The sequence below is a fragment of the Pseudoduganella guangdongensis genome (genome assembly GCF_009857475.1).
GTDB lineage: Bacteria > Pseudomonadota > Gammaproteobacteria > Burkholderiales > Burkholderiaceae_D > Rugamonas > Rugamonas guangdongensis.
Genome location: NZ_WWCJ01000001.1, coordinates 283,273 through 297,927 on the forward strand (window position 1 = coordinate 283,273; position 14,655 = coordinate 297,927).

Annotated in this window: 16 protein-coding genes; 8 read left to right on the forward strand and 8 right to left on the reverse strand. The window is 61.8% G+C overall.

Annotation, left to right across the window (positions count from 1 at the left end; translation table 11 throughout):
* The first annotated feature begins 141 nt into the window (after positions 1 to 141).
* A complete protein-coding gene (locus GTP41_RS27755) occupies positions 142 to 651 on the forward strand; it encodes a pilin (protein ID WP_161023746.1) in 510 nt (169 codons plus the stop codon).
* Positions 652 to 712: 61 nt separating this feature from the next.
* On the opposite strand, the gene GTP41_RS01350 is transcribed toward GTP41_RS27755, so the two are convergent.
* The 3 genes from GTP41_RS01350 to moaC are packed head-to-tail and all read right to left on the reverse strand — an operon-like array spanning position 713 to position 3,156.
* Positions 713 to 1,411 carry a flagellar brake protein gene (locus GTP41_RS01350; RefSeq protein ID WP_161023747.1) on the reverse strand — a complete coding sequence of 233 codons (699 nt, stop codon included), beginning with the start codon at positions 1,409 to 1,411 and terminating at the stop codon, positions 713 to 715.
* 60 nt (positions 1,412 to 1,471) lie between these two features.
* A complete protein-coding gene (locus GTP41_RS01355; protein WP_161023748.1) occupies positions 1,472 to 2,680 on the reverse strand; it encodes an AGE family epimerase/isomerase in 1,209 nt (402 codons plus the stop codon).
* Complete coding sequence (moaC, locus tag GTP41_RS01360; protein ID WP_161023749.1) at positions 2,680 to 3,156, reverse strand: cyclic pyranopterin monophosphate synthase MoaC; 477 nt, start codon at positions 3,154 to 3,156, stop codon at positions 2,680 to 2,682. The genes GTP41_RS01355 and moaC overlap by 1 nt, the downstream gene beginning before the upstream one ends.
* Before the next feature lie 93 nt (positions 3,157 to 3,249).
* On the opposite strand from moaC, the gene GTP41_RS01365 reads away from it, so the two are divergent.
* A complete protein-coding gene (locus tag GTP41_RS01365) occupies positions 3,250 to 4,749 on the forward strand; it encodes a beta-barrel assembly-enhancing protease (protein ID WP_161023978.1) in 1,500 nt (499 codons plus the stop codon).
* 1 nt (position 4,750) lies between these two features.
* Here the strand turns inward: GTP41_RS01365 and GTP41_RS01370 are convergent, their stop codons facing one another.
* Genes GTP41_RS01370 through GTP41_RS01390 form a run of 5 tightly spaced genes read right to left on the reverse strand, consistent with a single transcriptional unit; the run spans position 4,751 to position 8,838 of the window.
* Positions 4,751 to 6,565, reverse strand: coding sequence for a DUF885 domain-containing protein (locus GTP41_RS01370; protein WP_161023750.1), 1,815 nt, complete (start codon positions 6,563 to 6,565; stop codon positions 4,751 to 4,753).
* Between the two features lie 56 nt (positions 6,566 to 6,621).
* On the reverse strand, positions 6,622 to 7,227 hold the full coding sequence (locus GTP41_RS01375; protein WP_161023751.1) for a DUF2946 family protein: 606 nt from the start codon (positions 7,225 to 7,227) through the stop codon (positions 6,622 to 6,624).
* A gap of 3 nt (positions 7,228 to 7,230) precedes the next feature.
* Positions 7,231 to 8,166 (reverse strand): YheT family hydrolase, encoded by a 936-nt coding sequence (locus GTP41_RS01380; RefSeq protein WP_161023752.1) that lies wholly within the window; start codon positions 8,164 to 8,166, stop codon positions 7,231 to 7,233.
* Between the two features lie 42 nt (positions 8,167 to 8,208).
* Positions 8,209 to 8,631, reverse strand: coding sequence for a YybH family protein (locus GTP41_RS01385; protein WP_161023753.1), 423 nt, complete (start codon positions 8,629 to 8,631; stop codon positions 8,209 to 8,211).
* A gap of 18 nt (positions 8,632 to 8,649) precedes the next feature.
* Complete coding sequence (locus tag GTP41_RS01390; protein ID WP_161023754.1) at positions 8,650 to 8,838, reverse strand: zinc-finger domain-containing protein; 189 nt, start codon at positions 8,836 to 8,838, stop codon at positions 8,650 to 8,652.
* Between the two features lie 122 nt (positions 8,839 to 8,960).
* Here GTP41_RS01390 and GTP41_RS01395 point away from each other — a divergent pair, with 122 nt between their 5' ends.
* The 6 genes from GTP41_RS01395 to fba all read left to right on the forward strand — a co-directional run bounded on the left by GTP41_RS01395 (position 8,961) and on the right by fba (position 14,540).
* Complete coding sequence (locus GTP41_RS01395) at positions 8,961 to 9,698, forward strand: AzlC family ABC transporter permease (RefSeq protein ID WP_161023755.1); 738 nt, start codon at positions 8,961 to 8,963, stop codon at positions 9,696 to 9,698.
* Positions 9,691 to 10,020, forward strand: coding sequence for an AzlD domain-containing protein (locus tag GTP41_RS01400; protein WP_161023756.1), 330 nt, complete (start codon positions 9,691 to 9,693; stop codon positions 10,018 to 10,020). Before GTP41_RS01395 ends, GTP41_RS01400 begins: the two co-directional genes overlap by 8 nt.
* A 108-nt stretch (positions 10,021 to 10,128) precedes the next feature.
* Positions 10,129 to 10,497: a VOC family protein gene (locus tag GTP41_RS01405; protein ID WP_161023757.1), complete on the forward strand. Its 369-nt coding sequence runs from the start codon at positions 10,129 to 10,131 to the stop codon at positions 10,495 to 10,497.
* Between the two features lie 208 nt (positions 10,498 to 10,705).
* On the forward strand, positions 10,706 to 11,899 hold the full coding sequence (locus GTP41_RS01410) for a phosphoglycerate kinase (RefSeq protein WP_161023758.1): 1,194 nt from the start codon (positions 10,706 to 10,708) through the stop codon (positions 11,897 to 11,899).
* Positions 11,900 to 11,963: 64 nt separating this feature from the next.
* Complete coding sequence (pyk, locus tag GTP41_RS01415) at positions 11,964 to 13,433, forward strand: pyruvate kinase (protein WP_161023759.1); 1,470 nt, start codon at positions 11,964 to 11,966, stop codon at positions 13,431 to 13,433.
* A gap of 42 nt (positions 13,434 to 13,475) precedes the next feature.
* The gene (gene fba / locus GTP41_RS01420; protein WP_161023760.1) at positions 13,476 to 14,540 is read left to right on the forward strand and encodes a class II fructose-bisphosphate aldolase; all 1,065 of its coding nucleotides are present in this window, start codon (positions 13,476 to 13,478) and stop codon (positions 14,538 to 14,540) included.
* Positions 14,541 to 14,655: the final 115 nt, after the last annotated feature.

Consider the following 14,655-nt stretch of genomic DNA (forward strand, 5'->3'; position numbering starts at 1 on the left):
AGAGTGCAGGCTGAAAGTGACAATCCGTGACAATTTCAGGGCGTTTTTGCTTAAAGATTAGGCAAAAACGAGCTGGCACGCCAGTTGCGAATACCCAGGTGTCGGACCCAAATTTTAGTTTTTCACCTGAGGAGTAGCAAAATGAAATCCCTGAAAATGATCAAGCGCCAAGCTCAAGCCGGTTTCACCCTGATCGAACTGATGATCGTTGTGGCAATTATCGGTATCCTGGCCGCAGTGGCAATCCCGGCCTACTCCGATTACACCATCAAAGCCAAAATGGGCAACGTCCTGGGCAGCGTGGAATCGGTGAAAACCGCAGTTGTGACTTGCGTGCAAGAAGCTGGCGGTGACCTGGAGTTCTGTGACGTAGGCGGTACCCTGGCAGACGGCACCACCGTCAACGGCGTACCTCCATTCCAGGCAACCAAAGAAGTTAAATCTGTGACCTACGCTAAGGCCAACGGCGCTCTGACCGCGAAATTGGCTAAGGGCTTGGGTACCGATGTTGCAGAAGATGCAGACGTCGTCTTCACCCCATCTTTCATCGACCCTGTCACCGGCAAAGCTGCCGCCAACGTTGTCTGGACCGTGTCCACCACCGTGGTCAACCCAGTCGCTAAAGCAGCGCTGATGAAGAACAACAAGTAATCTGATTAGCTGAAGTAAAAAGAATGCCGTTCAGTGTAGACTGAACGGCATTTTTCATTGGTCAGACGATCTTCTGGCGATCGGCCAGCATCGCCTCGTAAGTCAAATTTTGCAGCAAGGTAAAGTGCGCCGGATCGAGCCCGGTGAACTGCACACCGTAGCTGAACACATCCTTCCCCTCTACCTTCTGCGACTGCGCCACGCTGGCATTGCGGATCAGCGCCGGCGTATTGATACGCACCTGGCGGTCATCCGGCGGCGCCAGCAAGGTGAAGTCCAGCTGCACCACGTCACCCTCGCGGCTGAGCGGCTGCGCCGACTCGATGAGGGCGCCGGAGACGCTGAGGTTGGTGATGAATACCGAAGCATGCTGGCCATCGTCGCGGACCATCTGCGCCGGGATATCGACCTTGACCCGCATCGCCGCGCGCAAGCTGGTTCCCTGGATATCGTTGGGGAAGCTGACATGGGCGTACATCAATGGCCGCAGGAAAACACGCTGAACCACCGTCGAGAAAGAACACACGTTCACGCCCGAAAACACGCGCACCGTCAGCTTGTCGCCCTCGCTGATCGCGATTGGCATGCCATTCTCTTGCGGGATCTTGACGATCATATACTCGTCCTTGACCCAGCCGATCACAGTGGAGAAATGTTGGATGGGACGCAGCGTGCGATGGGTGATCAGCTGGATACGGCCACCCACCTGCAGGTTCATCTGCTCAAACGCGTATTCCTGCAACTTGCTTTCGCCCGCCATCGTCGTTATTGTCCATTCGTAAGCAATTGCTCATTGTACAATAATGATGGGCAGTGACTATTATTTCGATGACAGGGCAGTCCAATGCAGGCCAACCAGGTGGTACGGGTCGGGTTGCAGCTTGCCGCAAGCGCCCCCGCCGCACGCTTTTTTCGGCGCCAGGTGCCAGCCGCCGTTCTCCCGGTCCAGGAATTGCTGGTCGACCAACTCTTGTGTCTCCAGGTAACGACGCACCATGTCCGGCCGCCCCGGCAGCGCCAGAAAAGCCCGCATTGCTTCCGCCTGCGGCCACCAGAATTTGCTGCGGTCGACCCGGCCATCGGAGTAGACCCGATTGAAGATGCCGCCATCCTGCTCGTCATACCCGGTCGCCACCGCGTACTTCAGCAAACGGTCCGCCACATCGGAATAGATGGGCGGCAAGCCGCGCCGTTCCGCGCTGCGCAGCAAATGCGTCCACTCGAATTGGTGGCCCAGGTCGATATAGCCTTCGCCGCCCGCCAGCGGCTGCCAATGTGCGTCGTACCACTCCGGGATATAGGCCCCGCCCGAGGGCAGGCCGACCATCAGTTTGTTCAGCACAAAGTCGCCCAGCTCGCGCGCATCGGCCACCACCGCCTGGTCGCCCGTCGCGTCGATCAGGGCCAGCAAGGCCTCAAACATATGCATCAGGTGGTTCTGCGAATTGCGCCCATCGCCCGGCGCGAAATTGCGTGGCGCGATCATGCGCAGGCCGCCCTGCGGGTGGCGCAGCTTGCTGCGGATATCGTGCCAGGCCGCCAGCGCCGCGTCTTTGTATTTCGGGTCGCCCGTTACACGCGCCGCATGCGCCAGTGCCAGCAGGGCAAAAGCGTGGCCGTAGGTGTTCTTGACCGGATTGATCGGCTTGCCCTGGGCATCCAGCCGCTGGAAGAAACCGCCAAACTCGGGGTCGCGGAAATGCTGCAGCATGTAGTCCGTACCGCGTCGCGCCGCATCCAGGTAGCGCTGGTCACCGGTCGCCTCGTAGCCGACCAGCATGGTGTAGACCACGCGGCTATGCAAGGTCAGCTCGCCAACACCGTTCCGGGTCGGCTGCCAGCCGCGCTCAAACTCGCCCTGCATCTGGCCCGAAGGCTGCGGCGCCAGCGACAGCCAGCGTGCCACGTGCGCATTCAGGTCGGTGCGGTGCCATTCGACATTGGCCACGCTGGCCGCGCCGCCGCCATCGCCACTGTCGCAGGCGGTAAGCACAGCGAGGCAGCAGGCGAGGGCGGCGCGGCGCAGCATCAAGCCTTCCAGTCGCCGGACTTGCCGCCGGCCTTTTCGGTCACGCGGATATCGGTCATGGCCATGCCCCGGTCCACCGCCTTGCACATGTCGTAGATGGTCAACAGGCCGACCTGCACGGCGGTCAGGGCCTCCATCTCGACGCCGGTCTTGCCGTAGGTTTCCACCTGCGCGCGGCAGTGCACGGCGCTGCTGGCTTCATCAGTGGTAAAGTCCACGGCGACGCGGGTCAGGGCGAGCGGGTGGCATAACGGGATCAGGTCAGCCGTGCGCTTGGACGCCATGATGGCGGCGATGCGCGCGATGCCAAGCACGTCCCCCTTTTTTGCGGTTCCCGATAGAATGAGCGCCAGCGTTTCCGGCTTCATGCGGATGCTGCCGGTGGCGACGGCAATGCGGTGGGTTTCGGCTTTCGCGCCGACATCGACCATATGGGCCTGTCCGGCAGCGTCAAAATGAGTAAGGTGTTCGGTCATTGCAGAAGTCTCTTGTTGAACGGGTATGATAGCACTGTGAATGCACTACATTTTCGCCGCCCCTTGCTGGCGGCCCTGGTTTCCGGCTTGCTGATGGCCGCTCCGGCGGGGCAGGCGCAGCAGCAACAGCCTGATTTGCCCACGCTGGGCGACGCCTCGCGCGAAGATCTGTCGCCGGTGATGGAGAAGCGCCTGGGCGAAGAGATCATGCAGGGCTTGCGCTTTGAGCGCGACTACCTGGACGATCCGCCCATCATCGAATACCTGAACGCCTTCGGCTCCAAGCTGGTGGATGCCCGGCCCGGCGCGCGCGGCGACGCCAACCTGGACTACTACTTCTTCGCCATCCGCGACAAAAACCTGAACGCCTTCGCCATGCCTGGCGGCTATATCGGCGTCCATTCCGCGCTGCTGCTGGCGGCGCAGACCGAATCCGAGCTGGCCTCCGTGCTGTCGCACGAAATCGGCCACGTCGCGCAGCGCCATATCGCGCGCCAGTTGGGGGCACAGAAAAACGATGCGCTGATCCCCTTGGCCGCCATGCTGCTGGCTGCCCTGGCCGCCAAGTCCAGCCCTGATGCCGCCATGGGCGTCTTCATGGGCGGGCAGGGCCTGGCGATCCAGCGCCAATTGAATTTCGGCCGCGATGCCGAGCGCGAAGCGGACCGTATCGGCTTCCAGATCATGAATGCGGCAGGCTATGACGCCAGCGGCATGGTGGCTTTCTTCCAGCGCATGCAGAACAGCACGCGCTTGTACAGCGACCTGATGCCGCCCTGGCTGATGTCGCACCCGCTGACCACGGAACGGATCGCCGACATTCAGGCCCGTATCCGCGAGCAGGTATATCGCCCGCGCGTGGACGGCATGGACTTCCACCTGATCCGCGCGCGTGCCCGCGTGCTGCAGGATAGCAGCAGCAAGGGCCTGTCCGAATCCGAAGCCGTGTTCCGCAACCAGCTGACGCAGCCTGGGCGCCAGAACGTGGCGGCCGGGCAGTACGGTCTGGCCATGCTGGCGCTCAAGCGCTCGGAATACGGCGCCGCGCAGGAGTGGCTGGACAAGGCCCGCGCCACCATCGATAAACCGCCGATGGCGGGCGCGTTCAGCACGCCGATACCGAAAGGCATCAGCGATTCCGCGCTGGCCTATATGTCGCTGGAGATCAAGCTGGCGCAGGAGGACAAGCCGGAGACGATCGCCGCCGCCATTGAGGAGGCGAAGGCCGCGCAGGCGCGCTTCCCGCTGTCGCGCGGGATTGTGTGGCAGTACGCGGACGCCATGATCAAGGGCGGCAAGTATGAGGACGCGGCGCGCTTCCTGCGCGACCAGTTGCAGATGTACCGCCGCGAGCCGGAGCTGCATGACTATATGGCGCAGGCCTATGCCAAGCAGGGCAAGATCGCCCTGCAGCATATTTCGCTGGCGGAATCGTATGTGCTGCTGGGCGGCGTGCTGGCCGCGTTGGACCAGTTGGCGTTAGCGCGCAAGGCGCCGGACGCCACCTATTACGACCAGTCCGTGATCGACGCCCGCGAGCGGGAGTTGCAAGCCAAGCGTCGTGAAATGATGGGCGATAAGAAGAAGGAATAGCCTACGCCGACTTGCGCTTGGCGATCCAGTCATTGACCACGCCTTCCAGCAGGGTCATTGGCAGGGCGCCGTGCACCAGCACTTCGTTATGGAACTGCTTCAAGTCGAACTTGGCGCCCAGCTCCTTCTTCGCGTGTTCGCGCAATTCCAGGATCTTCAGCATGCCTACCTTGTAAGCCAGCGCCTGGCCGGGATTGACGAAGTAGCGCTCAATCTCCGCCGTTACATCGCCTTCGCTCATGCCGGTGCTGTTCATCATGTAGTCGATGGCCTGCTCGCGCGTCCAGCGTTTGTAGTGGATGCCGGTATCGACCACCAGGCGGGTGGCGCGCATCATTTCATCGCGCAGGCGGCCCAGGTTGTCGAGCGGGGTTTTCTGGAAGCCCTGTTCCGCCGCCAGGCGTTCCGCGTACAGTGCCCAGCCTTCATGGTAGGCCGTGAACGGAATGATCTTGCGGAAGAACGGCACGCCGGTCATCTCTTGCTGGATCGCGATCTGGAAGTGGTGGCCCGGAATGCCTTCGTGGTAAGCCAGCGTGCGCATTGCGAATTTCGGCGTTTCGCCCGGCGCGCGCATGTTCGCATAGAACACGCCCGGACGGCTGCCGTCGAAGGAGCCCTGCATGTAATAGGCGCCTGGCGCCGTGGCTTGCGATGCCACCGGCACCGCCTGCACTTCCACACCCAGTTTCGGACGCACATCGAAGACCGGATCGAGGCCTTTATTGATTTCGTCCAGGATCGCCTGGTACTCCGCCAGCATGGCTTTCTTGCCTTCGTCGGTATTCGGGTATTGCTGCTCCGGACGTGAAGCCAGCTGCTGCACGCGCTTGCCGATCGTGCCTTCGTTCAGGCCTTCGCCTTTGAGGATGGCATCCATCTCGGCGCCAACGCGCTCCACTTCGGCCAGGCCCAGGTCATGCACCTGCTGCGGCGTCATGTTCGAGGTGGTATGCGAGCGCACGGACCAGGCGTAGTAGGCCTCGCCGTTTGGCAGGCTCCAGGCGCCTTGGTTGGCAGTGGCTTTCGCCTGCAGGGCGGTGAAGGTTTCGATCAGTTTGCCGTAAGCGGGATAGACGCTGTCCTTCACTGCTTTCTCGGTTTGCGCCAGCAGGGCAGCGCGGTCAGCGTCGGCCAGGTCTTTTACCTTGGCCAGCTTGTCGCGCATATTCGTGTACAGCACATGCTCTTTGGCTGGCTGCGCCACGACGGCCTGCATTTCCTTCAGCACTTTATCGACCGTGAATTTCGGCGGCACGATGCCCTTGCTTTCACTCAGCTTGATCGATTCGGCGACCTGGCCGAACTTGGTCGGGAACAGGTCCAGGCGCGTGATATACGCTTCCGCCTCGCCTTTGGTGGTGACCTGGTGCACGTCGGTCATGAACTGCGGCAGCATGCTTTGCACGCCCATCATCTGGTTGACCGGGAAGCCATGGTGCATGAACGGCTCGCCTTCCACCTGGTTCTTCAGGAAGAAGCGCAGTGATTCGTAAGACAGCTTGCCTTCGGCATCCAGGCCTTCGGTGCCATAGCTTTCCAGGACGGCCAGGTCCTGCTTCAGCTTCGCGAACTGTTTGGCGGTATGGGCAGGGGAGGCGTCATCCAGCTTCTTGCTGTAGAAGTCCAGCCAGCCTGGCAGGATGCGCATGGAGGACAGCATTTCCGGGCTCTCCACGGCGAATGCCGCGAACACACGGGTGTAGAACCAGTCCAGTTTGAGCGGCTTGAAATACCAGGTGTGGGCGACCAGGGCCAGCGCCAGGACGAACAGGCCGAGCGTGATACCGCCCAGCCATTTTGCGACACGTTTCATTCGGGAGTCTCCGGGGTGTTGTTATCCCGGCATCTTGCCCCGGAGTTGACCTTTGGTCAAGGTTGCGGCTGGCGCTGGAAATGGAAGGCCTGCGGCACGCCATCGCGCGCCATGGCTGCCAGTGGCACGGTGCGCTCACCCACGCGCAAGGTGAGGGGCGACAGGCTGGCCGGATCGCTGGCCGCCGCATCCAGCCAGGCCAGCAAGGCGTTATCGCCCACCGGCCGTCCATTCAATTCCAGCTGCGGCAGCAGTTGTGCGAAATCGCGGTCATCCAGCTGCGCCAGCACATCACCGCTGCGCAGCAGCAGCTCACCCGCCTCGGTCAGCCAGGCGGCATCGATATCGCCCAATGGGGCGCCGGTGTGCAGCACGAAGCCTTGCTGCGGATCGGTACGTGCAATGAAGGGCGTCGCCTCCAGGTTCAGGTAAACCCGCTGCGGCCCGTTCTGGAAATACCAGCAGCCGCGTTCATCGCTCTGGTAATTGCGCGTGATGAAGCCCACCAGCGCTGGATTGGTCAGCTTGTCGCCGGCCTCATTGAAATGCTGCGCGCGCTCATCGCGCATGCGCCAGTTGCCGCGCGCATCGAGCGCCAGCCAACCGTAGCAATGCGGCACATTCGGCCACTTCGCCATGGCCTGAACAACGATTTCATCCATCCCTCAAGCCTCGCAAAAATTCAGCATGCGCAGCGGCAGCCAATCCAGGCTGCCCGGCAAGCCACCGGTCGCAAAGCCCACATGCCCGCCTTGCTCCGGATAGTCCAGCACCACATGGCGCGACGCCTGGCGCGGCAGGTATTCGCCCGGCATGAACGGATCGTTCTTCGCATTCAACACCAGGGTCGGCACCGTGATATCGGTCAGCACATGTTTCGCGCTGGCCCGGTCCCAATAATCGTCCGCATCGCGGTAGCCGTGCAGCGGCGCCGTCACCACATTATCGAAAGCGTACAGGTCCTGCGCCGCCAGCAAGGCATCCAGGTCGAACAGGCCCGGGAACTGGCGCAGCTTGGCCACGCACTTCGGCTTCAGCGTCTGCAGGAACATGCGCGTGTAGAGGCGGCTCACGCCGCGCGACAAGGCATTGCCGCCCTGCGCCAAATCCAGCGGCGCCGACACCGCGCATGCCGCATCGACAAACTCCGCCTGGTGCTGCGACTCGCCCAGCCAGCGCAGCAGCACGTTGCCGCCCAACGACACGCCGCACGCATAGAACTTGCCCGTCGCGCGCGGATGAATGCGGCGGATGATCCAGTCCAGCTCGCCCGAATCGCCCGAATGGTAAAAGCGCGGCGCCAGGTTCGGCTCGCCCGAGCAGCCGCGGAAATGCGGCACCGCGCCCGACCAGCCGCGGCGTGTGATTTCCGCCATCAAGGCGCGCGCATAATGGCTGTCCGACGAACCCTCCAAGCCGTGGAACAGCACCACGAAAGGCTTGCCCGGTTCGCCGTCGACGAAATCGACATCGATAAAATCCGCATCCGGCGTATGCCAGCGCTCGCGCCGGAAACGCACATCGGGCTTGGCGATGCAGGTCGCCGGATAAATGGTTTGCAAATGGCCGCTGGGCAGCCAGAAAGGGGCGATGTAGTTCATAGCGCGGCTGGGATCGTCCCAGCGGGCGCGATCCCCCTTGTTCTAGTGCAGTATTTGAGCGCGCGGATCGACGGGAACAGCTCCCGGCGCGACAGAGACATGATGCAACACAATGCGCCAACCCTTCGGTGTCTTAACGTACACATTGGTCGCAATCAGGTGCGCCGGCTCGCCGCTCGCGGCGGTAACGCCTTCGATCACAGTATGCACCGAACTCATCAGGTTGTGTGTTTCATGCAGCTGGGAAGGGCGGATGTGCAGCCCACCGTGTTCCAGCAGCGCACGCCAGGAATCGCGGATGGCCGCGTGGCCGATCAGGCGCGGGCCGCCCGGATGCACGCAGACGATTTCCTCATCGTCCGCCCACAGCGCCATCAAAGCCTCCAGGTCGGCCCGGTTCAAGGCATCGTAAAAGGCCGCCTCGACTTCTGCCGCACTGCCATTCTGATGTTTACGAGGTGCCATCCGGGCTCCAGGAATAAATTAATGGTGGCCGACTTCAGTGCCAGGCTTCAGCTTGTACTGGGTGCCGCAGTAAGGGCATTTGGCTTCGCCATGCTTGAAGTCCAGGAACACGCGCGGGTGGGTAGACCACAGCGGCATGGCCGGATTCGGGCAGTGGGCCGGCAGGTCTTTACCATCGAGTTCGACTGGCTGGTTGGCGTTGCTCATCTTGTAACACTCCGCTATATCAAAAAGCTCGATTTTAATCCATTCGAGCAATGATAAGAATCTGCCGGTAGAATGTCGGCTTTCCCAAGCGGCACATCTTGCAGCCGTGGCAAATACACCACATGAGTCATCCCGATAGCGAGCCCGACGTCGCGGCCCACCACGAACCCTCCTGGCGCGCCGGCCTGAAAGACGGCACGCCAACCCTGTTTGGCATTGGCGCCTGGGGACTGGTCGTGGGCGTGGCCATGGTCAAATCCGGCCTGACGGTGATGCAGGCGCTGGGCATGACACTGATTGTGTTCGCCGGCTCCGCCCAACTCGCCTCGCTGCCGCTGATTGCTGCCGCCGCCCCGATCTGGGTGATCTTCCTGACCGCCGTCGTGGTCAACCTGCGTTTCGTGATTTTCGCCGCGTTGCTGGCGCCGCACTTTGCCAAGCTGCCGCTGCTGCGCCGTTTCCTGCTTGGCTACGGCGCCGGCGACATGACCACCGCCATGTTCCTGCAACGCTACCCGAGCGAAAAGCCGGAAGAGGGCAAAGTCTCCTACCTGCGCGGCCTGCTATATCCCAACTGGTTCGCCTGGCAGATCGGCTCGATTGCCGGCATTTTCCTGGGCAGCGCCGTGCCCGCCGAATGGGGGCTGGGCTTCGCCGGCACGCTGGCGATTGTCTGCATCACGGTCCCGATGGTCGCCACCCGGCCGGCGCTGGTGGGTGCCCTGGTCGCCGCCGTCACCGCCGTGCTCGCGCATGACATGCCGTATAAGCTGGGCCTGTTGGCCGCCGTCATAGTCGGCATGATCACCGCCATGGTGGTGGAAGAACAAATCGAACGACGCAAGGCCGCCAATGACTGACCTCGAAATCTGGCTCACCATCCTCGCCATGGCGCTGGCCACTGCCGTCACACGCTCCTCGTTCTGGGTGATTGGCGAACACGTCTCGATCCCAACACGCGTGCAGGAGATGCTGCGCTACGCCCCCTCGTGCGCCCTGGCCGCCATCATCGGCCCCGACCTGCTGCTCGACCCGCAAGGCGCGGTCGAATTCAGTTTCCACAATTACAAGCTGATCGCCGGCGCCGCCGCCATCGCCTACTACCTGGCCCGCCGCAACATGCTCGAGACCATCATCTTCGGCATGGCCTGCTTCACCGCCCTCCGCTTGCTGCTCTCCTAGACCGTGCCAAAACCGGTGCCAAAACCGGTGCCAGGTCTGTCATTCGGACACGCTGCGCGCACCTTTGAGAAATCTCAAAGATAATATGCAAAATCTATGAGAGGAAGCATGGCTGAGATTGACCATCTGATCCTGCGTGTTACCAATCCCGCGCAGTCAATTCGCTTCTACCAGGATGTGCTGGGATTCACGCATGAGGGCAGGGCGGGGCCGTTCGACATCGTGCGCGTCAGCGCGGGCTTCACGCTGGACTTGTTGGCCGAGCCGCCTGGCCAGCGCCTGCACCTTGCCTTCCGTGTCGACCCGGCGCATTTCGAGCGCGTTATGGCACAACTGCGCGAGCGCAGTATTCCCTTTGGCGGCAATCATATGGATCGCACCGGTAGCCAGCCTCAACCCCAATACGGCGCGCGTGGCTTGGCGCTGGCCTGCTATTTCGAAGACCCGGACGGGCACAACCTCGAAATCCGCTATTAGACCCGCCCCAGCTCCAGCACAAATCCGCGCCAGCGGTTTGAGATAGATCAAACGTGCTGCGAGTGTGTCCGAATGTCAGACCTGGCACCGGTTTGAAGTTTTCGTATTGGCAACTAAATATCGGCTTTACCCGAGGTTAACAAGCGGGTAAGGGGGCGCGGCTTAAGGTAAAATAGCGGTCTTTCCAATTATGACCCTTGAGTAACCAATGCTGAAATTCAACCGTCTGGAAGACCTGGTGGCGCACAACGCGCTGCAAGGCAAGCGCGTCTTTATCCGTGCAGATCTGAACGTGCCGCAGGATGATGCGGGCAATATCACCGAAGATACCCGCATTCGTGCTTCGATTCCGGCGATTAAGGCTGCATTGGGCGCTGGCGCGAAAGTCATGGTGACGTCCCACCTGGGCCGTCCGACCGAGGGCGAGTTCAAGGCCGAAGACAGCCTGGCGCCGATCGCCAAGCGTATGTCCGAGCTGCTGGGCCAGCCGGTTGAGCTGAAGCAGAACTGGGTGGAGGGCGTGGAAGTCGCCGCCGGCCAGGTAGTGCTGCTGGAAAACTGCCGCGTCAACAAGGGCGAGAAGAAGAATTCCGATGAGCTGGCCGAGAAAATGGCCAAGCTGTGCGACGTGTACGTGAACGATGCGTTCGGCACCGCCCACCGCGCCGAGGCCACCACCCACGGTATCGCCAAGTTCGCGCCGATCGCTTGCGCCGGCCCGCTGCTGGCCGCTGAGCTGGATGCGCTGGGCAAGGCCCTGGGCGCGCCAGCCCGTCCGCTGCTGGCCATCGTGGCCGGTTCCAAAGTGTCGACCAAGCTGTCGATCCTGAAATCGCTGGCCGACAAGGTCGATAACCTGATCGTGGGCGGCGGTATCGCCAATACCTTCATGCTGGCTGCCGGCCTGAAGATCGGCAAGTCGCTGGCGGAAGCGGACCTGGTCGCGGAAGCCAAGGCCATCATCGACATCATGGCTGCCCGTGGCGCCCAAGTGCCGATTCCGGAAGACGTGGTCTGCGCGAAGGAGTTCTCGCCAACCGCAACCGCTACCGTGAAGGCTGTCGCCGACGTGGCGGACGATGACATGATCCTGGATATCGGTCCTAAAACCGCCGCCAAGCTGGCCGCGCAAATCGCGCAAGCGGGCACCATCGTCTGGAACGGTCCGGTCGGCGTGTTCGAGTTCGACCAGTTCGGCGAGGGCACCAAGACCCTGGCCATGGCGATCGCGAATTCCAAAGGCTTCTCCATCGCCGGCGGTGGCGATACCCTGGCGGCGATCGCCAAGTATGCGATCACCGACAAGATCGGCTATATCTCCACCGGCGGCGGCGCCTTCCTGGAATTCCTGGAAGGGAAGACCCTGCCGGCAGTGGAAATCCTGGCGCAACGCGCCCAGTAACACGGTAAAAGGCGCCCGCAAGGCGCCTTTTGAACTTTTTTAAGCTCACACGAAGGAAACCTTCATGGCACGTGGTACCAAGATCGTCGCAACTATCGGCCCGGCATCGACCGACCTGTCCATCCTGATCCAAATGATCAAGGCGGGCGTGGATGTGGTCCGTTTGAACTTCTCGCATGGCAAGGCGCAGGATCATATCGACCGCGCTGCGCTGGTGCGCAAGGCGGCTGCGGAATGCGGCAAGGAAGTGGCGATCATGGCCGACATGCAGGGTCCGAAGATCCGCATCGGCAAATTCGAGAACAATAAGATCGAGCTGGCCAAGGGCGACAAGTTCATCCTGGATGCGAAGTGGGGCGAGAACGGCGAACTGGGCAACCAGGAGCGCGTGGGCCTGGACTACAAGAGCCTGCCAACCGACGTGCGCGCCGGCGATGTGCTGCTGCTGAACGATGGCCTGATCGTGCTGGTGGTCGACAAGATCGTCGGCTCCGAAATCTACACCACCGTGAAAATCGGCGGCGAGCTGTCCAACAACAAGGGCATCAACCGCCAGGGCGGCGGCCTGACCGCGCCGGCCCTGACCGCCAAGGACATGGAGGACATCAAGACTGCAATGTCGTTCCAGGCCGATTACCTGGCGATCTCCTTCCCGAAAAACGCGACCGATATGGAAATGGCGCGCCAGCTGGCCAATATCGCCGGCGAGCCGTTCGGCTTCAAGCCGATGATGATCGCAAAGATCGAGCGCGCCGAGGCCATCCCGGCGCTGCAGGAAATCCTGAACGCGTCGGACGGCATCATGGTGGCGCGCGGCGACCTGGCGGTGGAAGTGGGCAACGCTGCCGTGCCGGCGCTGCAAAAGCGCATGATCCGCATGGCGCGCGAGTCGAACAAGATCGCGATCACCGCGACCCAGATGATGGAGTCGATGATCTTCAACGCCGTGCCGACCCGCGCCGAAGTGTCGGACGTGGCGAACGCGGTGCTGGACGGTACCGATGCCGTGATGACCTCGGCCGAAACCGCGTCCGGCAAATACCCGGTGGAAACTGTGGAAATGATGGCGGCCATCTGCACCGAGGCCGAGCAGTCCGAGTACAACAAGCAGGAGGCGGACTTCCTGAACGCCCGCTTCACCCGTATCGACCAGTCGATCGCATACGGCGCCCTGTTCACTGCGCACCACTTGCGCGTGAAGGCGATTGTGGCCCTGACCGAATCCGGCTCCACCGCGCTGTGGATGAGCCGCCACAATATCGACACCCCGATTATTGCGCTCACGCCGAGCACCACCACCCAGCGTAAGCTGGCTTTGTACCGCAATGTCTGCACCCACCAGCTGATGCAGGACGCGCCGACCGATGTCGTGTTGCGCGCCGCCGAAGACCTGCTGGTAAAACAGGGTATCGCCCAGAAGGGCGATATGATTGTGGTTACCTGGGGTGCGCCGATGGGCAAAGTGGGCGGCACGAACGCGTTGCGTATCGTGAAAGTGGGTGAGTTCACCCACCGCGCCGACACCGCGCGTTAAGCGGCGGTTTCTAACGATTTCTTTATTGTTTGGAGTAATACCATGTCCCTCGTATCCATGCGTCAACTGCTGGACCACGCCGCTGAACACGGCTATGGCATCCCGGCTTTCAACGTTAACAACCTGGAACAAGTGCAGGCCATCATGGCCGCTGCCGACGCGGTCAACGCGCCGGTGATCATGCAAGCTTCGGCCGGCGCGCGTAAGTACGCTGGTGAAGCTTTCCTGCGTCACCTGATCGACGCAGCGATCGAAGCCTACCCGCACATCCCTGTCGTCATGCACCAGGACCACGGCCAGTCGCCGGCGGTCTGCATGGCCGCGATCAAATCCGGCTTCTCCTCCGTGATGATGGACGGCTCGCTGATGGCTGACGGTAAATCCGTCGCTTCCTACGAGTACAACGTGGAAGTGTCGAAGGAAGTGGTGAAGTTCTCGCACTCCATCGGCGTGACCGTGGAAGCGGAACTGGGCGTGCTGGGTTCCCTGGAAACCATGAAGGGCGACAAGGAAGACGGCCACGGCGCGGAAGGCACCATGACCCGCGAACAGCTGCTGACCGACGTGGCGCAGGCTGCCGACTTCGTGCAGAAGACCCAGTGCGATGCGCTGGCTATCGCGATCGGTACTTCGCACGGTGCTTACAAGTTCACCCGCAAGCCAACCGGCGATATCCTGGCGATCGACCGCATCAAGGAAATCCACGCGCGCATTCCTAACACCCACCTGGTGATGCACGGTTCCTCCTCCGTGCCGCAGGAACTGCTGGCGATCATCCGCGAATTCGGCGGTGATATGAAGGAAACCTACGGCGTGCCTGTGGAAGAAATCCAGGAAGGCATCCGTCACGGCGTGCGCAAGATCAATATCGATACCGATATCCGTCTGGCCATGACCGCTGCTGTGCGCAAGTACATGTTCGAGAACCCATCGAAGTTCGACCCGCGCGACTTCCTGAAGCCGGCCCGTGCTGCTGCGGAAGAAGTTGTGAAGGCGCGCTTCCTGTCGTTCGGCTGCGAAGGCCGTGCGTCGATGATCAAGCCGATCTCGCTGGAGAAGATGGCTGAGCGTTACAAGGCCGGTGAGCTGGCCCAGATCGTTAAGTAATCAACCCCGGTAAAGCAGGGTCCGACCCCAAGGGTCAGACCCTCGGCCCGCGACCGCCGCGTCATACAGGGTCTGACCCTTGGGTCAGACCCAGGTTTACCGGGTTTAAAAATCT